General features: G+C 64.0%; 18 protein-coding genes. 1 reads left to right on the top strand and 17 read right to left on the bottom strand.

The features are described from left to right. Positions 1–20 precede the first annotated feature (20 nt). The 5 genes from OZY47_RS02815 to OZY47_RS02795 form a co-directional block, all read right to left on the bottom strand. Positions 21–998 (bottom strand): ABC transporter permease, encoded by a 978-nt coding sequence (locus tag OZY47_RS02815; protein WP_277178538.1) that lies wholly within the window; start codon positions 996–998, stop codon positions 21–23. 20 nt (positions 999–1,018) lie between these two features. Further along, positions 1,019–1,945: an ABC transporter permease gene (locus OZY47_RS02810; RefSeq protein WP_277178535.1), complete on the bottom strand. Its 927-nt coding sequence runs from the start codon at positions 1,943–1,945 to the stop codon at positions 1,019–1,021. Positions 1,946–2,150: 205 nt separating this feature from the next. Continuing rightward, positions 2,151–3,773 carry an ABC transporter substrate-binding protein gene (locus OZY47_RS02805; protein WP_277178533.1) on the bottom strand — a complete coding sequence of 541 codons (1,623 nt, stop codon included), beginning with the start codon at positions 3,771–3,773 and terminating at the stop codon, positions 2,151–2,153. A gap of 381 nt (positions 3,774–4,154) precedes the next feature. Continuing rightward, positions 4,155–5,792 carry an ABC transporter substrate-binding protein gene (locus OZY47_RS02800; RefSeq protein WP_277178531.1) on the bottom strand — a complete coding sequence of 546 codons (1,638 nt, stop codon included), beginning with the start codon at positions 5,790–5,792 and terminating at the stop codon, positions 4,155–4,157. A gap of 272 nt (positions 5,793–6,064) precedes the next feature. Next, complete coding sequence (locus OZY47_RS02795; RefSeq protein ID WP_277178529.1) at positions 6,065–7,063, bottom strand: tyrosine recombinase XerC; 999 nt, start codon at positions 7,061–7,063, stop codon at positions 6,065–6,067. A gap of 204 nt (positions 7,064–7,267) precedes the next feature. On the opposite strand from OZY47_RS02795, the gene OZY47_RS02790 reads away from it, so the two are divergent. Beyond that, on the top strand, positions 7,268–7,564 hold the full coding sequence (locus OZY47_RS02790; protein ID WP_277178527.1) for a DUF6725 family protein: 297 nt from the start codon (positions 7,268–7,270) through the stop codon (positions 7,562–7,564). A gap of 109 nt (positions 7,565–7,673) precedes the next feature. Here the strand turns inward: OZY47_RS02790 and OZY47_RS02785 are convergent, their stop codons facing one another. The 12 genes from OZY47_RS02785 to OZY47_RS02730 form a co-directional block, all read right to left on the bottom strand. Then, positions 7,674–8,669: a prephenate dehydrogenase/arogenate dehydrogenase family protein gene (locus tag OZY47_RS02785; RefSeq protein WP_277178525.1), complete on the bottom strand. Its 996-nt coding sequence runs from the start codon at positions 8,667–8,669 to the stop codon at positions 7,674–7,676. Further along, on the bottom strand, positions 8,663–9,745 hold the full coding sequence (locus OZY47_RS02780) for a prephenate dehydratase domain-containing protein (RefSeq protein ID WP_277178523.1): 1,083 nt from the start codon (positions 9,743–9,745) through the stop codon (positions 8,663–8,665). The genes OZY47_RS02785 and OZY47_RS02780 overlap by 7 nt, the downstream gene beginning before the upstream one ends. Further along, the gene (locus OZY47_RS02775; protein WP_277178521.1) at positions 9,742–10,551 is read right to left on the bottom strand and encodes a hypothetical protein; all 810 of its coding nucleotides are present in this window, start codon (positions 10,549–10,551) and stop codon (positions 9,742–9,744) included. Before OZY47_RS02775 ends, OZY47_RS02780 begins: the two co-directional genes overlap by 4 nt. A 166-nt stretch (positions 10,552–10,717) precedes the next feature. Beyond that, entirely contained in the window at positions 10,718–12,649 is a 1,932-nt protein-coding gene (typA, locus tag OZY47_RS02770; RefSeq protein ID WP_277178519.1) for a translational GTPase TypA, read from the bottom strand. 292 nt (positions 12,650–12,941) lie between these two features. After that, complete coding sequence (locus OZY47_RS02765; protein ID WP_277178517.1) at positions 12,942–13,826, bottom strand: NUDIX domain-containing protein; 885 nt, start codon at positions 13,824–13,826, stop codon at positions 12,942–12,944. 132 nt (positions 13,827–13,958) lie between these two features. Beyond that, positions 13,959–15,266 carry a cysteine desulfurase family protein gene (locus tag OZY47_RS02760; RefSeq protein WP_277178515.1) on the bottom strand — a complete coding sequence of 436 codons (1,308 nt, stop codon included), beginning with the start codon at positions 15,264–15,266 and terminating at the stop codon, positions 13,959–13,961. 18 nt (positions 15,267–15,284) lie between these two features. Further along, the gene (gene nadC / locus OZY47_RS02755) at positions 15,285–16,193 is read right to left on the bottom strand and encodes a carboxylating nicotinate-nucleotide diphosphorylase (RefSeq protein ID WP_277179100.1); all 909 of its coding nucleotides are present in this window, start codon (positions 16,191–16,193) and stop codon (positions 15,285–15,287) included. Between the two features lie 125 nt (positions 16,194–16,318). Further along, positions 16,319–17,959, bottom strand: a complete 1,641-nt coding sequence (gene nadB / locus OZY47_RS02750; RefSeq protein ID WP_277179098.1) for an L-aspartate oxidase — start codon at positions 17,957–17,959, stop codon at positions 16,319–16,321. A 44-nt stretch (positions 17,960–18,003) separates the two neighbouring features. Beyond that, positions 18,004–19,290, bottom strand: a complete 1,287-nt coding sequence (nadA, locus tag OZY47_RS02745) for a quinolinate synthase NadA (protein WP_277178513.1) — start codon at positions 19,288–19,290, stop codon at positions 18,004–18,006. A gap of 357 nt (positions 19,291–19,647) precedes the next feature. Next, positions 19,648–20,277 carry an SMC-Scp complex subunit ScpB gene (scpB, locus tag OZY47_RS02740; RefSeq protein ID WP_277179096.1) on the bottom strand — a complete coding sequence of 210 codons (630 nt, stop codon included), beginning with the start codon at positions 20,275–20,277 and terminating at the stop codon, positions 19,648–19,650. A gap of 101 nt (positions 20,278–20,378) precedes the next feature. Next, positions 20,379–21,395 carry a segregation/condensation protein A gene (locus tag OZY47_RS02735; RefSeq protein ID WP_277178511.1) on the bottom strand — a complete coding sequence of 339 codons (1,017 nt, stop codon included), beginning with the start codon at positions 21,393–21,395 and terminating at the stop codon, positions 20,379–20,381. Positions 21,396–21,459: 64 nt separating this feature from the next. Beyond that, the gene (locus OZY47_RS02730; RefSeq protein ID WP_277179094.1) at positions 21,460–22,299 is read right to left on the bottom strand and encodes an AAA family ATPase; all 840 of its coding nucleotides are present in this window, start codon (positions 22,297–22,299) and stop codon (positions 21,460–21,462) included. Positions 22,300–22,373 lie beyond the last annotated feature (74 nt).

The raw sequence follows: 22,373 nt of genomic DNA, 5'->3' as shown, positions 1-22,373 counted from the left end.
TGTGTCTGTCTCCCCTGCAATCACGCGGTACGGCTCTTCGGGTCAAGCGCGTCCTTGACCGCGTCGCCCATCATGATGAAGGCGAGGACGGTGATGGCCAGCGCGGCCGATGGATAGAAGAGGACCGACGGGTCGGTGCGCAGGATGGACTGCGCGTTGGAGATGTCGCCGCCCCAGCTGACGGTGGTCGTCGGCAGGCCAATGCCAAGGAAGCTCAGCGTGGCCTCGGAGACGATGTAGGTGCCCAGTGAGGTGGTGCCCACCACGATGATGGAGGCCAGGGAGTTGGGCATGATGTGGTTCATCAGGTTGCGCAGCGGCGTGGAGCCGAGGGCGGTGGAGGCGGTGTTGAACTCGAGGTTCTTGGTCTCCATCACCGAGCCACGGGCGATGCGGGCGGTCTGCGTCCAGCCGAAGAGGGTCAGCACTAACACGATCTTCCAGATGGATCCGGAGGAGCGGAACATCTGCAGCACCACGATGGCGCCGAGCAGGAGCGGGATGGCCATGAAGATGTCGGTGCAGCGGCTCAGCACCGCGTCGACCCAGCCGCCGAAGAAGCCGCCGAGCGCACCGATCAGCGAGCCGAAGAGCACCACGAGGATAGTGGTGAGCACGCCGACGCTCAGCGAGGTGCGGGTGCCGTAGATCGTGCGGGTGAAGACGTCGCAACCCTGGGTGTCATAGCCGAAGGGATGGCCGGGGCTGCCTCCCTCAAGGGAGTGCTCCAGCTGGCAGTAGTTCGGGTCCTGGTGGGTGAAGAGGCCCGGGAAGAGGGCCACGACGACCACGCAGATGATCAGTATCGCCGAGACGATGAAGAGCGGGTTCTTGCGCAGCGTGCGCCACGCGTCGGCCCACATGCTCGTGGCGGGGGCGGACTCGTCGATGGAGTCGACGTCCTGCAGCTTGACGGCGCTGGCCGGGGCGACGTAGCGCTCCTGGCCGGGAAGGACGGGGGAAGTGTTCATGGTTTCCTGAGATTCGTTGTCACTCATTTTCTTGTCTCCTCCCTCACTCACGCGTACCGGATGCGCGGGTCGAGCGCGGCGTAGAGCATGTCGACCAGCAGGTTGCACACCACGAAGATCAGAGTGAGCAGCGTGACGATGGAGACCACCATGTTGCTTTCGCCCTTGAGGATGCTCTGATAGGTGAGGAAGCCGATGCCGTGGACGTTGAAGATGGTCTCCGAGATCATCGCGCCGCTCATCAGGGCGCCGAGGTCCTGGCCGAGGTAGGTGACCACGGGAATCAGGGAATTGCGCAGCACGTGGCGCATGATCACCGAGCTGTTGGACATGCCCTTGGCGCGCGCGGTGCGCACGTAGTCCTCGGCGATGTTGGAGGAGACCTCGGAGCGAGTCAGGCGGATGATGTAGGCCATCGACACCGAGCCGAGCACCATGGCCGGCATCAGCAGGTCGAGGAAGCCCGGGTCGCTGCCCGCGGTGACGGGGAGTATGTGCCATTTGACGCCGAGGAAGTACTGGCCGAGGAAGCCGGTGACGAAGGTCGGCACGGAGATCAGGAGCAGGGAGACGATGAGGATGACGGAGTCATACCACTTGCCCTTCTTGAGGCCCGAGATGATGCCGAAGACGACACCGAAGACGGCCTCGAAGACGAACGCCATCAACGCCAGCTTGATGGTGACCGGGAACGCGCGCCCAATCTCCGAGATGACGGGTTGGCCGGCGAACGTGTTGCCGAAGTTCAGGGTCAGCGCGTTCTTGAGGAACAGCAGGTACTGAATGATGAACGGCTTGTCAAGGTTATATTCCGCGCGAATCTGGGCAGCGACCGCCGCGTTGATCGGTTTGTCGCCGAACATCGCCTTCACCGGGTCGCCGGGAAGCGCGAAGACGAGCGCGTAGACCAAAAGCGTCGTGCCGAGAACCACGGGGATCATCTGCAGGATACGGCGCAGAAGATACTTACCCATCGGTTAACTCCTTATTTTCCTAGGCCTCAAACCGGGATCGAAACGCAGCGAAGGCGAGGGCGATCCCCATGGCCCTTAGACATATGGTGCCAGTGTAGCGCAGACACAACCCAAGGTGCCTGCGAAAACATGAAGGCGACGGCATTGGGCGCCGTCGCCTTCATATGGTGTCGATGATGTTATCTCGCCGGAATACCGGCGGACATCACTTGTGCAGTTGGCTGTAGAGCGGCAGGTTCTCCCAATCGGCGACCAGGCCCTTGACTCCCTTGGCGGTGGCGCCGTGGGCGTTGTCGTAGTAGAGCGGGATGGCCGGCAAATCGTTCAGCAGGATCTCCTGCGACTGGGCGTAGATCTTGTTGGCGGCATCCGTGGAGGGCGCCGCGTAGGCCTGGGTCATCAGCTCGTCGAACTTCGGGTTCTGGTAGTCGCCGTCGTTGGAGCCATTGCCGTGGGCCGCGGACGAGTCGAACTCCTGGAAGAGGTAGTTCTCGGGCGACGGATAGTCGGGCTGCCAGCCGGAGCGGAAGCCGCCCTTGACCTTGCGGTCGTCAACCGAGTCACGGAACTCCTGGAAGGTCGGCATCGGGTCGGTGCCCGCGTCGATGCCCAAGGTGTTGTGGATCGAGTTGACGATGGCGTCATAGATGGCCTTGTTGCCGCCGTCAGTGTTGTAGGAGATGGTGAACTTGTCGGTGTCCTTGGAGATGGCGTCGGCCTTGGCCCACAGGTCCTTGGCCTCCTTGGCGTTGTAGACGAGGTTGTCCTTGCCCTTGAGGTCCTTGGAGAATCCGGGGGTCATCGGCGAGGTGAAGTCGACGGGCTGCATGCCGGTGCCGTTGAGCACCTTCTTGATGATGGAGCCGCGGTCGATGGCCTTGGAGATGGCCTGGCGGCGCAGCGTGCCCTCCTCGGTGCCGGAGACGAAGTGCGGAAGGTCCGAGGGAATGGTGAACATCTGCATCACGGAACCGGGCTGGTTGTAGGGCTGGATGTTCGAATCGGTCGTGAAGCTCTTGGTGTCGGCCGTGGGGATGGTGTCGATGACGTCGAGGTTGCCACCCTGCACGTCGGAGTAGGCGGAGTCGACCTTGGTGTAGATCTTGAAGGTCACGCCGTCGTTCTTGGGCTTGACGTTGCCATGGTAGGCCTTGTTGCGCACCAGGCGGATCTCGGTGTTGTGGGTCCACGACTCGAGCTTGTAGGGGCCGTTGCCGACCGGCTTGTTGCCGAAGGCCTTCGGGTTCTTGTAGAAGGACTCGGGCAGCGGGGCGAAGGCGAGGTAGCCGACCTTGATCGGGAAGGTGGCGTCCGGCTTCGACATAGTGACGGTGAAGCTGTCGTCACCGGTGACCTTGAGGCCGGAGAGCTGCTCGTCGCCCTTGAGCGTCTTGGCCTGCAGGTCGTCGTAGCCCTGGATGGTGGAGAAGAAGGAGGAGCACTTCTGCGCGTTCTTCGCGTTGGCGATGTAGCTCCAGGCCTTGGTGAAGGACTTGGCGGTCACCGGGGTGCCGTCGCTGAACTTCCAGCCCGGCTTCAGCGTGATGTTGTATTCGGTGGAGTTCGCGTTGTCCTGGATGGACTTGGCCACCTCGTTGGAGGGGTTGCCCTTGGCATCGAACGAGACGAGCTCGGCGAAGAGGAGGGTGCCCGCTCGGGCGCCGCCGGATTCGTTGGTGTTGCCCGGGATCAGCAGGTTCTGCGGCTCGGAGTTGAACGCCGTGATGACGTTCTTGTCGCTGGCGTTGGACCCGGAGGATCCGCAGCCCGAAAGCAGCATGCCCATGGAGCACACCACGGCCGCCGCCGCCAATAGTTGTTTCTTCATCTATCTGCCCTTCTTGCATGTTTTCGCATGATATGCGCTTTCCAGACTACCCTGAAAGCCCGATGAGCTGATCGGGGCACCCCGCGGCCACCTGCGCACGGACCGTGAATAGTCATTGAAGCGCATAAGCGCCACCGGTGCCCGTAAATGAACACTATGTGGACTTTTCGCGTGTTAGTGCCTAAACGCAATACAGAAAAACTTGGGAAACGAAGACTCCTCGAAAATGACTTTATGAATAACTCGAAGAAGGCAAAACGGCATGAAAAAAGGAGCGCACACCGAAGCATGCACTCCCTTTTTATCTCAAAGCGAACGGCTCCAGGGCCTCATGCCGCCCCGGAGCCATCCGCCTGACGTGTCAGGCGCGAATCCGGCCGATCACTTGTGCATCTGCACGAAGGTCGGATAGGTCTGCCAGTCGATCTGGAAGCCCTTCACGCCCTTGGCCGCGACGCCGTCGTTGGCCATGTAGTAGAGCGGGATGGCCGGCAGGTCGTTCAGAAGGACCTCCTGGGCCTGCTGGTAGAGCTGGTTCGCCTCGTCGGTGGACTTGGCGGCGTAGGCCTGCTGGAGCAGGGCGTCGAACTTCGGGTTCTTGTAGTCGCCGTCGTTGGAGCCGTTGCCATTGGCCGCGCTCGACGCGAAGTTCTGGGCCAGGAAGTTCTCGGCCGAGGGATAGTCGGGCATCCAGCCGGAGCGGAAGCCGCCCTTGATCTTGCGGTCGGTGATCGCGTCACGGAACTGCTGGAAGGTGGGCATCGGGTTGGTGGCGGCCACCTTGGAGCCCAGAGCGTTGTTGATGGAGTTGACCACGGCGTCGAAGACCGGCTTGGCGTCGCCGTCGGAGTTGTAGGCGAGGGTGAGCTGGTCGGTGTCCTTGGAGATGGCGTTGGCCTTGGCCCACAGCTCCTTGGCCTTCTTCGGGTTGTAGCTGAGGTTCTCGTTGCCCTTGATGTGGTCGGAATAGCCGGGGATCACCGGGGCGGTGAAGTCCTTGGCGGGGGCGCCGACGCCGTTGAGCACCTTCTTGACGATGCTCTGACGGTCGATGGCCATGGAGATGGCCTGGCGGCGCAGCGTGCCCTCCTCGGTGCCGACCTGGTAATGCGGCAGGTCCGAGGGGATGGTGAACTGCTGGATGGAGGAGCCGGGCTCGTTGAAGGCCTGCAGGCTCGATTCCTTCTGGAAGGTCTTGGTGTCCTCCTGCGGCACGGTGTTGATCACGTCGAGGTTGCCGGCCTGCACGTCGGCGTAGGCGGCGCTGACCTTGGTGTAGATCTTGAAGTCCACGCCGTCGTTCTTCGGCTTGTCCTTGCCCGTGTAGTGCGGGTTCTTGACGACCTTGATGTCCTGGTTGTGGTTCCACGAGGACATCTTGTAGGGGCCGTTGCCCACCGGGTTATTGCCGAAGGCCTTGACGTCCTTGTAGAACGACTCGGGCAGCGGGGCGAAGGCGGAGTAGCCCACCTTGATCGGGAAGGTGGAGTCGGGGGAATTCAGGTCGACGGTGAAGGTGTTCTCGTCGACCACCTTGAGGCCGGAAAGCTGCTCGTCGCCGTTGAGCGTCTTGGCCTGCAGGTCATCGTAGCCCTTGATGGTCTTGAAGAATGAGGAGCACTTCTGCGCGTTCTTCGCGTTGGCGATATAGCTCCAGGCCTTCGTGTAGCTCTGGGCCTCGATCGGGGTGCCGTCGCTGAACTTGAGACCGGGCTTGAGCTTGATGGTGTATTGGGTGCCATTGGCGTCGGGGGTGATGGACTGGGCCTGGTCCATGACCGGATTGCCCTTGACGTCGAAGCGGACCAGCTGCGAGAACAGGGCGCGCAGGACGATGCCGCCGCCGGTCTCGTTGGTGTTGCCGGGGATCAGCGGATTCTGGGGTTCGGTGTCGAAGACCGAAATGACGTTGCCGCCGTTGGACGATGAGCTCGACGAGGAGCCGGACGCGCCGCAGGCGCTGAGAAGCATGGCCGCCGAGCAGGCGATCGCCGCCAGGGCCAGAGCTTTCTTCTTCATAAGATTTCTCCTATTCATAGGTTTACGTGGTATGAGCCGCGTCTCAAACAAAAAAAGTTGGCTGAAATGGCCAACTTCCTTGCTGATGTTCCCATTCTCGCTCAGGGGCTTTGGTTATGCAAACCTTTTCACGGAAATCGCCCGATAGGTGGACAGTTCATTATGATTTGTCTAATTTTATCGGCAGGTCTCAGAACTGTCGTGTATCTGCGACATTTGAAGGGATAAGAAGCATTATGCGAGAACAGGTTATTGTGACCGCTATTGCCTATTCAGGCGCGCGGGAAGGCCTGGCGGTAGCGCTTCTTAATCTGCTCGATGGAGACGTGCGTATAGCGCTGGGTGGTCTTGAGCGAGGAGTGGCCGAGCATCTCCTGGACCTCGCGCAGGTCGGCTCCCCCGTCGAGCAGATGGGTGGCGGCGCTGTGGCGCAAAGCGTGCGGACCGATATCGGGCACCCCGGCCTCGGCGGCCTTGCCATGGACGACCTCGCGCACGACGCGCTGGTCGACGCGCTTGCCCCGCACGCCCAGGAAGAGCGCGTCGGCGGATTTCTTGTTCTCGAACTCCGGGCGACCCTCGCCAACCCACTGCTCTAGCGCTTCGGCGGCCGGGGCGCCAAAGGGCACGACGCGCTGCTTGTCGCCCTTGCCGGTCACGCGGATGGTGCGGTTGGACGGCTCTATGTCGGCCACGTCGAGGCCCGTGAGCTCGGCGACGCGGATGCCGGTGGCGTAGAGCAGCTCCACCATGGCGGCGTCGCGCAGGGCCAGCGCGTGGGTTTGGCGGGCTTTCGCGGCCGTCTCGGAGTTTGTGGCCTTCGGAGTGGTCGTGACTGCCTCGTTTGTCGTCTTCTTGTTTGCCCCTGATTTCGACTTGACGGGCTCGCAGTCCTCGTCGACCGTCTCCATCAATTGCTCGGCCTGGCGCTCGCTGAGCACGGTCGGCAGGTTCTCGGGGATCTTCGGGGTCATGAGCGTGGCCGCCGGATTGGCGTGGATGAGGTCGTGGTCGTGGGCCCAGGCGAAGAAATTGCGCACGGCGACGGTTTTGCGCGCCATGCTGCTGCGGGCGTGGCCGGCGGACTCGTGGGCCATCCACGAGCGCAGCATCTGCAGGGTGACGGCGTCGAGGTCGGTGACGCCGCGTGAGTCGAGCAGGCCGAGGCAGGCCTCGAGGTCGGAACGGTAGGCCTTCATGGTGTTGTCGCTCAGCCCGCGGTTCGCTTTGAGATAGGCGATGAAATCATCGATCTGGCTATCGAATCGCATGGCGCCTCCCCCCGTTGCCTTGTTGATCTCGAATGTATCTATACAATATATCCGTCATTCTACGGCCGTCATGGCACCACTATCGCGACGCCGCTTTCAAACGTGAGGACGTTTAGGATTGGGGCATTCGGATTCGCGCGATTTCGGCGAGGCGGCATAGATTGGGACGTGACCACTGAGATGACCGACAAGCGAGGAGGGTCCATGCCTTTGCCAGCGACGATTCCCCAAGGCGCGCGCCTGATGGTGCGCACGCTCGACGGTGTGGACCCACGCACCGGGCGGCAACAGTACCGCGACTACATCGGGCATGTGCGCTCGTGGGACGGCGAGACACTCGCCATCACGCGCGACCCGGCGGCCAACGGCTCCAGGCCCGCGCAGGAGGTCGAGATCACCCGCGACCACATCGTGGCGTTGAAACCGATTCCCGAGCGTCGCGGCAGGGTGGCGCGCAACAGCGAAGCGCACGGCAGCGATACCAGCGATAAAACGCTTTAGCACATATAGCAAGCATACTTTCCCGACAAATGGAAGGCAGCGAAAGACACACCTATCCAGTAATCAAGCAGCAATCATCATCCGAAAGTGGCCACATGCCTGAAAGCGCCTACAACGCCGAACGAACCTCAACCAACACCTGCCTCGGCGCGGTGAAGCGGATGATGTGCTCGCCGCGACGGGCGGACTCAAGCAACTCCCCCTGCCAACCGGCCTCATCGATATCGAGCGCAAACGGCTCGGCATCGTTCACGGCGCCCCGGCTCTTATAGTCGCGGAACGGCTGGCCCTCGGCGAAGAAGCGGGTCATGGCCTCGTCGTCGCCACGGTGCAGATCGTCGGCGAAAGCGAGTAGACGGCCCGACAGCTCACGCAGCAGGCTCTCCACGTTGCTGGCATCCTCCTCGATCATCGCGCGCGTGCGCTCCGGGTCGGTCAAGGCCACGCGGGTCATGTCGCGCCAACTGCCGGCGGCGAGCGCGGCGGCGATGTTGCGGTCGGGGCTGGCGCTCAGCTCGCCAATCAGCGCGGTGGAGACGGCGTGGGGCATGTGCGAGATCATCGCGGCGGCACGGTCGTGGGTGGCGTCGTCGAGCACGATGGCGCGGTTGCCGACCTGCTCGGTAATCAGGTTCGCGACGGCGAGGAAGCGTTGGTAATTGGTGTGTTCGTCGACGGTGATGGCCCACAGCGCGCCATCGTAGAGGCCGGGGTCGCTGGCCGAGAACCCGGAGAGCTCGGTGCCTGCCATGGGGTGTGCGCCCACGTAGCAATCCGCAAGGCCGGCGTCGGCGACCTGCGAACGCACCATGGCCTTGACGCTGCCCACGTCGCTCAACGTGGTGGCGTCGCGGTCGATGACGTCTTTCAAATCGGCAAGCACCTGCGGCATGGCCCGCAGCGGGTTGCACAGCATGATGATGTCGGGACGCTCTTGGGCGAGCTGCGCCAAGGTGTCGACGCATTCGATGCCGTCGCGCCGGGCGTCGGCGTAGGGGTGCGGCCTGTGGTTCCACGCGACGACCCTGCATCCGCGACCTACCAGGCGCCGGGCGAGCGACCCGCCGATCAGCCCCAATCCGACGATGCCAATCGTGTTCACCACAGCAGTTCCCTTTCCATATGTTGCTTTCGCGACGCCTCACCATCATCGTGTGTGGTCTCTTGCGACGCCTTGGTATCGGCGCTTTCCACAGGTTCGTCATCGGGATAGATCCGCGTGGAGCAGACTCCCCCGTGCGGCAGCATCCACGTGTTGACCGGCGGATTCGGCCGTTCGACGCGTGGGTAGACGGCCAGCGTCTTCACCCAGTCGCCCCGTTCGACGATCCAGCGCAGCAGGTCGTGGAAGTTCGGCTGCCAGGGGGCGGCGTCGAGGGTGATGACGAAGCCGTAGGTGCCGGTGTGACCTTTGATCGGGCGGGAGATGAGGCTGGTCATGTTGAGCCCCTCGTCACGTACCTTGTCAAGCAGACGGGCGACGACGCCAGGGCCAGTGCTCAGTGGGATGACGGTGAGGATGGTCTCGAACTCGCCGTCGGCATGGGTCTTGTCGGCGGAGAACATCGCCTCGGCGTCGGCGCGCGGGGCGACCACGAGGAAATCGGTGCGGGCGCCCTTGAAGTCCTGCACGCCGCGCTCAAGCGTTTCCAAACCATAGATGGAGCCGCAGATGGATGGGCCAAGCGCCACCTGACCGGCCTTCACGTCACGGCACGCGGCCGCGTTCGAGGAGGCCGGCACCGCCTCCAGCCCACGACGCCTGATGAACGCCTTGCATTGCGCGAGGCCATGCGGGTGGGCGGTGACCTCACGCAACGCCCCGCTCCCCTCGCGGGTGAAGGCGTCGAAGGCCACGTCCACGCCGACCCGGCCCACGCCGGCGGCGTCATGGGCGTCGATCAGCGCGTCGAGGTTGGGCATCACATAGCCCTCGACGTTGTTCTCCCAGGCGATGACGCCCCAGCCTCGCCCGGCCTCGACGGCCTCAATGATGGACGGCACGTCGTCGCACGGCACAAGGTCCATCGTCTCGCCATGCCGCCGCTCGGCGATGGCGTTGGCCGCCAGCACCGCGGCCTGGTGGGTGAACGAGCCTATCGGCCCCAAAAAGTAGAGCGTGCTCGCTTCGCCGTCAATATCATCTTGAGATGTCTTGTTCGTGTTGGTATTCAAGCTCATCGCCCCTCATCTCCAGCCTCGGAAGCCTTGGCATCATCCTGCCGCCGCGTATCAGGTGTCCGCACGGCACCGGTCTGCGCCGAAACCAAATCGGCATCCCTAACATTCTCGTTTTGAGTCTGGGAATCCCCACGAATCACCGAATTCCATGATCGCGCGTCATTTGCATCGCCCGAATTGCCATTATTGGCGTCAAACTCGTTGTGACGACTTGAACTCTGCTCAGGCATCCTGAACCATTGGCGCGGCAAAAAGAGGAACACCAGTTGCACAATCACCATGCCGAACAGCCACATATAACCGACATGCTCGCTGAAATATGGCACCGAGGAGCCGTCGCCGAAACCGATGGGTGTGAGCACATCGCCGCTGAAGCCCATCGCGACCAGCCACGCCGTGGCCGAGGACGCAATCAAGTGCAGCGCCAAGCCGGTCACCCCGCTGCGCGCGCGGGCCGACCACGTCGAGATCGCGACGATCAGTAGCGCCAGCACCAGGCCGTAAGGGAAGTTGTACGCGGCACCCATGCGGTGCGCCAACGTGCCGATGATGCCCACAATGATTCCGGCCACGATGCACACCAGCCACCGCACCGCAAAGTGCGGGCTGAACGACCACGGCAGGTCGGCCTTCACGGCACTGGCTGCGGCGGCAGTGGCTGCGGCGTCGCCGGTTTGGGCGGGTTCGGTTTCGACAGGGCGAGGATTCATAGTGCCAGTATGCCCCACCCGCCGGTCAACCGGTGCGGCAAACGCCTGAAATCCGCCATTATTCAAACCAACGATGGCAGAAAACAGATACAACAAGATCCAAACCCTCCGATTCGTGCCACCAAAGCAAGGTAACGGCGGAAAACGGACGCTAATCCGACGTGGCTATGTCCCGAAAACCTCCCACCGGAGATACGAGAACGCCTCCCGAACCAACGGAGGATTCGGAAGGCGTTCTCATGAAACCTAGTGAAACGGCGGCTTACTTCTTCTTGTTGTTGCCGTTCTGGCGACGCTGGCGGGCGTGCCACTTGTACCACTCGTCGCGGTCGAGGATGACCTTGCGCACGCGGATGGCCTCGGGGGTCACCTCGACGCACTCGTCCTCGTTGGCGAAGTCAAGCGCCTCCTCCAGGCTCATCTTGATGGGCGGGGTGAGGGTCTCGAGCACGTCGGCGGTGGCGGAACGCATGTTGGTCATGTGTTTGGCCAAGGTGACGTTGACGTCGAGCTCGTCGGGCTTGTTGTTGATGCCGACGACCTGGCCCTCATAGACCTGGCTCTGCGGCTCGACGAAGAAGTTGCCACGGGCCTGCAGGCGCTGCATGGCGTAAGGGGTGGCCACGCCGGCGCGGTCGGAGACCATGGAGCCGTTCTGGCGCGTGGTGATCTCGCCGGCCCACGGGGCGTAGCCCGCTGAGATGGAGCTGGAGATGCCGGTGCCTCGCGTGGAGGTGAGCAGCGCGGTGCGGAAGCCAATCAGGCCACGCGAGGGGACAGTGAACTGCATGCGCACCCAGCCGGAGCCGTGGTTGGTCATGGAGTCCATGCGGCCCTTGCGGTCGGCCATGAGCTGGGTGACGGCGCCCATGTATTCCTCGGGCACGTCGATGGTGTCGGCCTCCATAGGCTCGTTGAGCTTGCCGTCGATGGTCTTGGTGACCACCTGCGGGCGGCCGACGGTGAGCTCGTAGCCCTCACGGCGCATCTGCTCGGCGAGGATAGCCAGCGCCAGCTCGCCACGGCCCTGGACCTCCCAGGCGTCGGGGCGATCGGTGGGCAGCACCTTGATGGAGACGTTGCCGATGAGCTCGCGGTCGAGGCGGTCCTTGATCATGCGGGCGGTGAGCTTGTGGTCCTTGCCCTCGCGGCCGGCCAGCGGGGAGTCGTTGACGCCGAAGGTCATGGAGATGGCCGGGTCGTCGACGTGGATGAGCGGCAGCGGCTTGGGGTCGTTGGGATCGACGATGGTCTCGCCGATCATGATGTCGCCGACGCCCGCCACAGCGACGATGTCGCCGGGGCCGGCCTCTTCGACCGGGCTGCGGTCAAGGCCCTGCGTGCGCAGGATCTCGGTGAGCTTGAAGTTCTCGATGGTGCCGTCGACGCGGGAGAGGCCGTACTGCTTGCCCTTCTGCAGCTTGCCGTTGTAGATGCGGACCAGGCCGAGGCGGCCGAGGTAGTCGGAGGCGTCGATGTTGGTGACGTGGGCCTGCAGGGGCGCGCCCTCCGTGTATTCCGGCGCGGGGATGTTGGAGATGATGGTGTCGAACAACGGCTCGAGGTTGTCGTTGTCGGGCAGGCCGCCGTCGGCGGGCTGGTTGGTGGAGGCGTAACCGGCCTTCGCCGCGCAGTAGATGACCGGCAGGTCGAGCAGGGAGTCGAGGTCGAGGTCCACGCCCTCCTCCGTGACGTCCTGCGCCAGGCCGAGCAGCAGGTCGGTGGACTCGCTGACGACCTCGGAGATACGGGCGTCGGGGCGGTCGACCTTGTTGATGCACAGGATCACGGGCAGCTTGGCCTCGAGCGCCTTGCGCAGCACGAAGCGGGTCTGCGGCAGCGGGCCCTCGGAGGCGTCGACGAGCAGCACGACGCCGTCGACCATGGAGATGCCACGCTCCACCTCGCCGCCGAAATCGGCGTGGCCGGGGGTGTCGATGACGTTGATGGTGATACCGTCGGGCTGGCCGTACTTGGCGGCGAGCGGACCGGTGTATTGCACGGCGGTGTTCTTGGCGAGGATGGTGATGCCCTTCTCGCGCTCCAGGTCGTTGGAGTCCATCACACGGTCCGGCACCTCCTCGCGTTCGCTGAAGACGTGCGACTGCTGAAGCATCGCGTTGACCAGCGTGGTCTTGCCGTGATCGACGTGAGCCACGATCGCCACATTTCGAATATCACCACGTACCGCCATAAAAAGCCTCTCCTAATTACCTGGATGTCCTATAGTCTTGCCGCTCTATCGGTTTCGATCTCTATCGAATCTCTACTTACGCGCAAACCTTCACAATAATACCGGCCAAGCACGACAGTCAAGCCGCGTTCGTCGCCAGTGATATGAGGGGTTATGGGCGGGCCGGAGCGCGAGCCATGTCGTTTTGCATTACGCGACATGCCTATCGGCGTGATTGACGATATGACCGCGAATGCAATCACCGTTCGATGACGTCAGCCGACAACATCGCATTGGACGGCACCGGACGGCATCAACTGGTGGTGAGCGCCGAAAGCACGTCCTCCAAGGACGACGTGTGGCTGGTGGACTCCCCCATCGAATTCCCGCTCTCGTCGCCCCTGATCTTGCTCGCGGCATCGGGCGCGACCCCGGCGACGTCGGACGGCTCCTCGGGCACCAGGCCGGAGGTATGGAATTTCTCGGCGTAACGATAGACGGCGGCGGGCCGCTGGCGCCCCTCGGCCACCTTCTCGCCGGTGTCCTCCAGCTGGCCGGACGCCAGTATCTTGCGGCGGAAATTGCCCAGGTCGATGGGCCGCTTGGCGATCACCTCGTAGACGTCGTGCAGCTGGCGCAGGGTGAAGCGCGGGCCGACGAACCTGGAGGCCACGTAGGGGTAGGCGAGCTTGGAGCGCAGGCGGGAGAGCGCGAAGGCGATGATGTCGGCGTGGTCGAAGGCCAGGGGCGGCAGCTGCGACTCCGGGAACCACTTGACGTTGTCGTGCTCCTTGAAACCCTGCGCCACGGTGCCGCTCACCAGGGCCCAGTAGACGATCGAGACCATGGGCAGGCCGCCGCTCGAACGCTGGGGGTCGCCGAAGGCGTAGAGCTGTTCAAGATATCCGGGGCGCAGGCTCGTCGTGGATTCCAGGGCGCTATATGCCGACCATTCCAACGAGCGTCCGGCCTTGAGGTCGCCGCCGGGCAGGGCCCACATCCCCCTGAACGGCTCCTCGGCGCGGCGGACCAGGGGAATCCACAATTCGTTGCGTTCGCTATTGTTTGAAGCCGAAGCGGCCGATGCCGTGTTCGATGTGGAACCGGAACCCGGGCTGGGCGCGAGCGCGAAAAGGATGACGGAGACCCCGACCTCGGGAGGCCCCTGCCGGCGTTCCGTCACATTGCCCTGCCTCATCGGCCCGCTCCATATCTCGAAAGTGTATCCCGACCATCGGGTTGACGTTGCCTATCGTAACCCGGGCCGCATGACGCGGCAAGTGTTATGTTGCGGATATGCGTTGGCCGCAAGCAGAAGGATGATGCCTGGTTATCGCCCGTCGGTCAGCCGCGCGTACGAGTCCTCGAGGACCATCGAGATGCGCTCGATCTGCTCGCGGGTCAGCGGGTCGCGGAAGGTCATGCGCAGCGCGGATTGCGCGACCTCGGGCGCGATGCCCATGGCCAGCAAGGTGGGCGGCAGCTCGTGGCGTCCGACCGCGCAGGCCGAGCCGGACGAGCAGGCGATGCCGTGGGCGTCGAGGTCGACCAGCAGGGCCTCCCCGGCAATGCCAGGAAAGACGAACGAAGCGTGGCCTGGGAGGCGGCGCTCGGGGTCGCCGGTGAGCTCGACCCGCGGCACCACGCGCCGCACGGCGTCGATGAGCCTGTCACGCGAGGCGGCGAGATCGTGGTATTGCCGCCGCATGCGCTCGTTGGCGTCGCCCAGCGCGATGGCCAAACCGACGGCCCCGGCCACGTTCTGGGTGCCGGAGCGCAGGCCACGTTCCTGCCCGCCGCCGGAAAGCAGCGGCTCGATGGGCACACCACTTTGGATCAGCAAGGCGCCGAGGTTCTTGGGCGTGCCGAATTTATGGCCCGAGACGGCCAGCGCGTCCACACCCCAGTCGCGCATGCGGATGGGGATGCGCCCGGCGGCCTGCACCGCGTCGACGTGCAGCGGCACATGGTGGGCGTGGACGATGCGCACGATGTCCTCCACCGGTTCGATGGTGCCGACCTCGTTGTTGGCCAGCATCACGCTGACCAGCGTGGTCCGTTCGCCCGCCTCGCCTTCCAGCGCCTGCTCAAGCGCTTTCAGATCGATATGGGCCTGGGCGTCGACGGGAATGCGCACGATCTCAAAGCCGAGCCACGTGCCCAGCCAATCGGCGGACGCCGAGACCGCCGGATGCTCCACCGACGAGATGATGACGCGGGGGCGCTTCGTCTCCTTGACTCCGTCCTCGTCGCCGTCTTTTTCACCGTCCACCACCGGTTTAAGGCCCATGGCGCGCATGCGGGCCATGGCGATGCCCTTGATGGCGAGGTTGTCGGATTCGGTGCCGCCCGAGGTGAAGATCACGTCGTCGGGTTTGGCGCCCAGTCCCGCCGCGAAGGCGGTCCGCGCCGCGTCAAGGGCCCGCGCGGCCGTCTTGCCCGGCTGGTGGACGCTGGCGGGGTTGGCGTAGGCGTCGGTGAGGAAGGGGCGCATGGCCTCGATGACGTCCTCGCTCACCGGCTCGGTGGCCGAGGCGTCCAGGTAGAGCTCGCTTTGGTCATCATTGTCGTTGACGCCTTTGCCGGCATTGCTGGCGTTATCGGCATTGACGCCAGCACCATTATTCCCAACGCTCATGGAGCCACCACACCTTCCTTATGATCGCGCCGAATCCTGGAAATCAAGCCCGAGATCGACGCTGCGCACGCTGTGGGTGAGGGCGCCGACGGATATCACGTCCACGCCGGTCGCCGCAACCTCAGGCACTCGTTCCAGGGTCATGTTGCCGCTCGCCTCCACGATGGCCGCGCCGTCGATCGCCTCCACGCCGCGCCGGGTGTCGTCAAGCGAGAAGTTGTCGAGCATGATCGTGTCGGCCCCGCCCGCCAACACGTCGGGAATCTGGCCCAGCGCATCGACCTCCACCTCGATATGGGTGGTGTGGCCAACAGACCCACGCACATGCCTGATCGCGTCCGAAAGGCCGATGCCCTGCGCCGCCAACGCGGCCAGATGGTTGTCCTTGAGCATCACCGCGTCGGAGAGGCCGTAGCGATGGTTGTGCCCGCCGCCGCAGGTCACCGCGTATTTCTCGAAAGAGCGCAGTCCTGGTGTCGTCTTGCGCGTGTCGACGATGCGGGTTTTGGCGAAACGGCGCGGCTTGGCGACGGGAAAATCAACATCGCCCTCATATATCGCATCGACCGTATCTACGAAGGCGGCGGTCATCGTCGCGATGCCGCTCATACGCTGCGTGAAATTCAACGCCACGCGTTCGGCGGTCAGGATGTCGACGGTGGGGCCGTGAACTTCGGCGAGCGCTTGCCCGGCCTCGAAACGCTCACCATCTTTGATAAGAGGAATGACCGCTATATCGTCGTTCTGCAAGGTGAACGCCCTGGCGAAGACCGCGATACCGCTCATCACACCGGCCTCGCGGGCCACCAAACGCGCGGCACTGGTGGCGTCGGCGGGAATGGCGGACTGGCTGGTCACGTCGCCGTAAGGCGCGTCCTCGTCCAACGCGCCCAAGACCGCGGCGTCCACGGCCCTGCTGGTCAGCATCATGCTCTTCTCCTACCTATTTATGTATCCACGCTGTGCCGATACTTGCGACGGGCAGCGGTGCCATACCGCGGCACCACGCTCAACACCGCGTCAATCCAACATTTCCGCGATTCCCGACATTCTCAGGCCTGAATATAGGCCACGGAATGGGCCCACTCGTCGCGCGCCTGCGGATAGTCGTTGCGGGCGTGCGCCCCTCGCGATTCGGTCCTGTTCAGCGCGGCGTTCGCGCCCACGAAGCCGACGGTGAGCATGTTGCGGTTCTCCAAGGCCGCCACGTCCACGTCCGTGTGCGAGACGATCTGCCCGTTGGCGGCCGAAAGACCGTCACGAAGCGCGTCGATCGCGGAACCCAGACCGTCGGCGTCACGCAGCACGCCCACACCCTGCCACATCGTCTGTTGGATGCGCTCACGCTTCCACACCGCCGCACCGGCCTGCCCCGCGAACGAGGTGGACAAGGAGATCGGCGCGTCATCGAACGACTTGCCGGTCACGGAATTCATGAACGGCTCGGGCCGCCACGTCGTGTCATCGCCGTCCGCGAGCGCCGCCAGACCGGCGCGACGGCCGTAGACCAGCCCTTCGAGCAGCGAGTTGGAGGCCAATCGGTTGGAGCCCATCACACCGGTGCGCGCGCACTCCCCTGCCGCGTAAAGCCCGGGAATGCTGGCCCTGCCGTCGAGGTCGGTGCGGATGCCGCCCATGTAATAGTGCGCGGCGGGCGACACCGGAATCGGCTCCTTGCTCCAGTCGAAGCCCATGGAGCGCGTGTAGGCGTCGATGGTCGGGAAACGACGGGCGAGGAACGCCTTCAGATCGGGGTTCTCCTTGGCCATCGGCGAGACGTCGAGCATCACGGGGCGGCCACCCTGCCGTTGCATCACGCGGAAGTTCTCGCGGGCCACCACGTCGCGCGGCGCGAGTTCGGCGCGCGGATCGATGTCCTTCATATAACGGTGGCCCTGCTCGTCGAGCAGCACCGCGCCCTCGCCGCGCACCGCCTCGGAGATGAGGAAATGCTCGCCGACGGCCAGCGCGGTGGGGTGGAATTGGTAGAACTCGAGGTCGGCGACCTGCGCCCCGGCCCGCCACGCGGCGGCCACACCATCGGCGGTGGCCACCTCGGGGTTGGTGGTGTAGGGGTACATACGCCCCGCGCCGCCGGTGGCGAGGATGACCCGCGTCGCCGGAACCGTGCGCTGGGTGGCGCCGTCGGCGGAGTCGTCGTCCATCAGCAGACGGACGCCAACCACGCGTCCGTCGCGCACCACGAGGTCCTCCAAGAAGGCGTGCTCGATGATATGGATATGCGGATTGTCGCGCACCATGGCCGAGACGTCGAGCTCGAGCACCTTGCCGGTGGCGTCTCCCCCGGCGTGCACCACGCGCGCCCGGGAATGCGCCGCCTCGAGCCCACGCATCATATGGCCTTCGGCGTCGCGGTCGAAATGCACACCGGCCGCCGCGAACTGCCGCACCCGGTCCGCGCCCTCTCGCGTGAGGATCTCCACGGCCTTCGGGTCGCACAACCCATGCCCGGCGGCCATGGTGTCGGCCGCGTGCAGCTTCGGGTCGTCATCGTCGAAAATGGCCGCCGCGATGCCGCCCTGGGCGTGGTAGGTGTTCGATTCCACCAGGTCCGCCTTGGTCACCAGAGTGACGTCGTGGCCGGCCTGCGCCACCGCCAGCACCGCGGAAAGCCCCGCCACGCCGGCTCCCACGACGACGATCTCGGCGCCGTCACCGTTGCCATTGTCCATATTCGTCATTGTCAGCACTTCCCTATCGATCACTACAGGCGTCACTACGCGCGCGGACGAGCATTGAGCATGCGCTCCAGCGCCACCTTGGCCTCGCTGGCCGTCTTGTCGTCGACGGTGATGCGGTTGACCACCTTGCCCGCCACCAGATTCTCCAAAACCCAAGCGAGGTAGGCCGGGTGGATGCGGTACATGGTCGAGCAGGGGCAGACCACCGGGTCGAGGCAGAAGACGGTCTTGTCGGGGTGCTCGGCGGCCAGGCGGTTGACCATGTTGATCTCGGTGCCCACCGCGATGGTGGAGCCGGCCGGAGCCTCCTCGATGGCCTTGACGATGTAGGCGGTGGACCCCACGCCGTCGGCGGCCTCCACGACGTCCATCGGGCACTCGGGGTGCACGATCACCTTGACGCCCGGGTAGGCCTTGCGGGCGCGGTCGATCTGCTCGACGGTGAAGCGCTGGTGCACGGAGCAGAAGCCCTTCCACAGGATGATCTTCGCGGCGTCATACTTGGCCGGGTCGTCGATGCCGCCCTGCGGCTTGTACGGGTCCCACATCGGCATCTTCTCGAGCGGGATGCCCATGGCGCGCCCGGTGTTGCGCCCGAGGTGCTGGTCGGGGAAGAAGAGCACGCGCTTGCCCCGTTCAAAGGCCCACTCCAGCACGGTGCGCGCGTTGGACGAGGTGCACACGATGCCGCCGTGGCGCCCGCAGAAGGCCTTGAGCGCGGCCGACGAGTTCATATAGGTCACCGGCACGATCTGCTGTTTGCCATCGGCGTCGGGATTCGCGCCGACGATCTGCTCAAGCTGGCTCCAGCAGTCCTCCACCTGGTCGATGTTGGCCATGTCGGCCATCGAGCAGCCGGCGGAGAGGTTGGGCAGCGAGACGGCCTGCTCGGGGGTAGAGAGGATGTCGGCGGTCTCGGCCATGAAGTGCACGCCGCAGAAAACGATGTAGTCCGCGTCGGGACAGGTGGTCGCGTTCTCGGAAAGCTGGAAGGAGTCGCCCACGAAGTCGGCGTGCTTGACGATCTCGTCGCGCTGGTAGTAGTGGCCGAGAATCAGCAACCGTTTGCCGAGCTTGTTTTTCGCCTCGACGATGCGCTGTTGCAGCTCCTCGTCGGAGGCGTTGCGGTATTCGGCCGGCAGCGGCTGCTGGCGGGGCGCGTCGGCGGGCAGCCGGTCGCGCATCGAGGCGCCGGGCCCATAGCTCGGCTTGGTGGATTCGAAAGCCCACGGGTCCTTCGTCAGACCCGCGTCGCACGTGCTTGTCGCTCCCAGCCTGGCGATGATCTCGTCGACCGACGGAGCCGTGAATGTTGCTGTCATATCTTCCTCCCGGAGGTTCGCCACATCCGACCTTGGAAACCCTGTGGCCTCGTGTTCAGCATAGCATTAATAGTCATTATGACTATAACTGAAACTATATGATTTAGCAGACATTTCCAGCTCTATGAATGACCTTGCACTAAGCTGCGTGGAAGTTTGGACGTTAAGTGGGTGCCTTGGAGCTTAAGTGGGTGCCGTTTTGTCAGAATATCCCCAAAAGCACTTTATTTTTCGCGGTTTGGGCTTGGTAAGGCACCCACTTAACACTCAAGGCACCCACTTAACGCCTTACTCGCCGCGGGCAATCGCCACGACGAGGCATGATTGAGATCAGATCTCCGCGCCCACTTCGCCGGACTAGTCGCGCGCCTGATTCACCACGTCGCCCTCAGGGGGCATGAACGGCGCGAGCTGGGGCAACTGGTCGATCGATTCCAAACCCATCTTCTCGAGGAAGAGGCCGGTGGTGACCAGCAGCGCGGCGTGGGAGTCCTCATCGGTGCCGTTCTCGCGGATGAGCCCGCGCACGTTGAGCGCGCGCACCACGCCGTCGGAGTTGACCCCGCGGATGGCCGCAATCTGGGCGCGGGTGACGGGCTGCTTGTAGGCCACGATCGCCAGCGCCTCCAGGGCCGCCTGCGAAAGCCGGGCCGTCTGGCCGTCGGTGACGAAGGCGGAGACGACGGGCTCGAAGACGGCGCGATTGGCGAACTGCCAGCCACGGGCGGTGTGGCGCAGCTCGAAGCCTCTGGGCGCGACTCCCCTAGCCTCGTCGCCGTCGTAATCAGCCCTCATCTCCCCCAGCGCCGTCTCCACGTCTTGCGTGTCGAGAGCCAGCACGCGGGCCAGATCCTCGCTGGTCTGCGGCTGATCGGCGACCATCAGAATCGCCTCGAGGCACGCGCGCAGCCCACCCGGGAAGTCGTCGACGCTGAAATCGACGTATTCGGGCCGTGAGCCCGCGGCCGTCTTGCCCGCAGGCCGCATATCCTCGGCGTTATCGGTCGCCTTCTGTTCCAAAGTATTCGCCGAAACGTTCATCGTCTCATCCTCCGAGACGGAATTCACCGTCTGCTCCGTCGCCTCGCTCATGCGAAATCCCCCTCGCTGATCTCCACCATGTCATCGTCGTCATCCGCACCGTCATCGCCGGCACCGTCGCCCGGCATCCAGCGCAGGTTGAGGTCCTCGAACGGGCCCGATTGCTTGTATTGCACCACGCCCTGCTTGAAGAAGAGCAGAATCGCCAAAAAGCGCGCCACTACCTCAAGCTTGCTGGAAGTATCGGCCACCAGCTCGGCGAATGTCATCGACGAACCAGGCTCGAGCCCACGCAACCGTTGGCGCACGATCCGCGACTGCTCCTTCAAATCGACTTGGGAGACGTGCAGCTGATGCAGCGAGACCTGGTCGGCCGGCGCGTTCAAGAAGACCTCGGCCGCGATCTTCGCCAGCTCCTGCGGCCCGAGCGTCCAGGCCAGCTCCGGCAGCATCGCGGCGATGGCCTCATCGGCGAAGGCCGGATGCGGGAACCGCCCGGAATTCTCGGCCAAGCGGGCTCTGAAATCATCGGCGGCCCGTTTGAAAGCCCGGTATTGCACCAGGCGCGCGAACAGCAGGTCGCGTTCGCGCAGGGCCTCCATGCTCTGCTCGTCACGCTCGCCGTTCTCGTCGCCGGGCAGCAGCGAGGCGCTTTTCGCCTCGATCAAAACAGAGGCCACATCGAGGAAAGCGCTGATCTCATCCATGTCCCGCGCCATGTCGAGACCACGCACGTAATCGATGAATTCACCGGTGATGGCGGCCAGAGAAACTTCGGTCAGCTCGAGCCGGCGGTCGGCGATCATCGAGAGCAGCGCATCGAAAGGCCCGGAATAGACGTTCAGATTAACCGAGAAAACGCGCTTCTTCGATTCGGCGACCTCAACATTTTCGGCGCTTCCGGTCGAAGCGCCGGTGGCAGTATCGGAAGCCGTGGCATCCACGGCGACCTTCGCGCTAACGCCAGCATTGGTGTCGGCAACGGCATTGGCATTAGCAACAACCCCGACAACTCCAGCGTCCTCAGCACCCGCCGCGGCTTGCGGCGACACGACCTCAGCCATGGCACCTCATCGCCCTATTCGTTTTCTGGTCATGCCCACGCAACACCACGCACACGCCCCGGCGTCACTCCACGATGCCACGCGCGATGAGCTCGCGTGCGGTCTCGCGGTATTCCTTGGCGGTCTTGTGGTTGGGCGCGTAGATGGTGATCGGCGCGGCGGCCACGTTGGAGTCGGGCAGCTTGATGGAGCGGGAGATCACGGAATGGAAGACCTTCTCCTGGAAGGCCTCGTAGATGCGCTGCAGCACCTCCTCGCAATGCAGCGTGGGGGTGTACATCGTCACCAAAACGCCGAAGACCTCGAGGTTGGGGTTGATGCGCGAGCGCACCTTCTCGATCGACTGCATGAGCAGCGCCACGCCGCGCAGCGCGAAGAACTCGGCGGCCACGGGGATGATGACGCCGTCGGCGGCGGCCAGTGCGTTGACCGTGAGCAGGCCGAGCGAGGGCTGGCAGTCGATGATGATGACGTCGTATTCGTCGCGCACGCCTTCGAGCACGCCGGCCAGGATCCGCTCGCGGCCGACCTCGGTGACCAGCTGCACTTCGGCGGCGGAGAGGTCGATGTTGGCGGGAATCACGTCGATGTCGTCGAACTCGGTGTGCTGCACCACGTCGTGCACGTCCACGGTGGAGTCGAACAGGGCGGTGTAGATGGTGTTGTCGACGGTGTTGGCGTTGATGCCCAGGCCCACGCTGGCGGCGCCCTGCGGGTCGAAGTCGACGATGAGCACGCGGCGACCGTACTGGCTCAGCGCGCCCGCGATGTTGATGGAGCTGGTGGTCTTGCCCACACCGCCCTTCTGGTTGCACATGGCGATGATGCGCGCGGGGCCATGGTGGTCGAGCGGCATTGGTGCGGGAAAAGTCTCATACTGGCGTCCAAGAAGATCGGTAGGCATGCCTTTCATTTTATCAAGGGGCCTGTTCACCGCGTCTTCGACGGGTTTGACCTTGATCGTGCCGGGAATCGAAA

The sequence above is a fragment of the Bifidobacterium sp. ESL0790 genome (assembly GCF_029395435.1).
Classification (GTDB): Bacteria; Actinomycetota; Actinomycetes; order Actinomycetales; family Bifidobacteriaceae; genus Bifidobacterium.
This window is presented reverse-complemented; position numbering and strand designations above follow the sequence as displayed.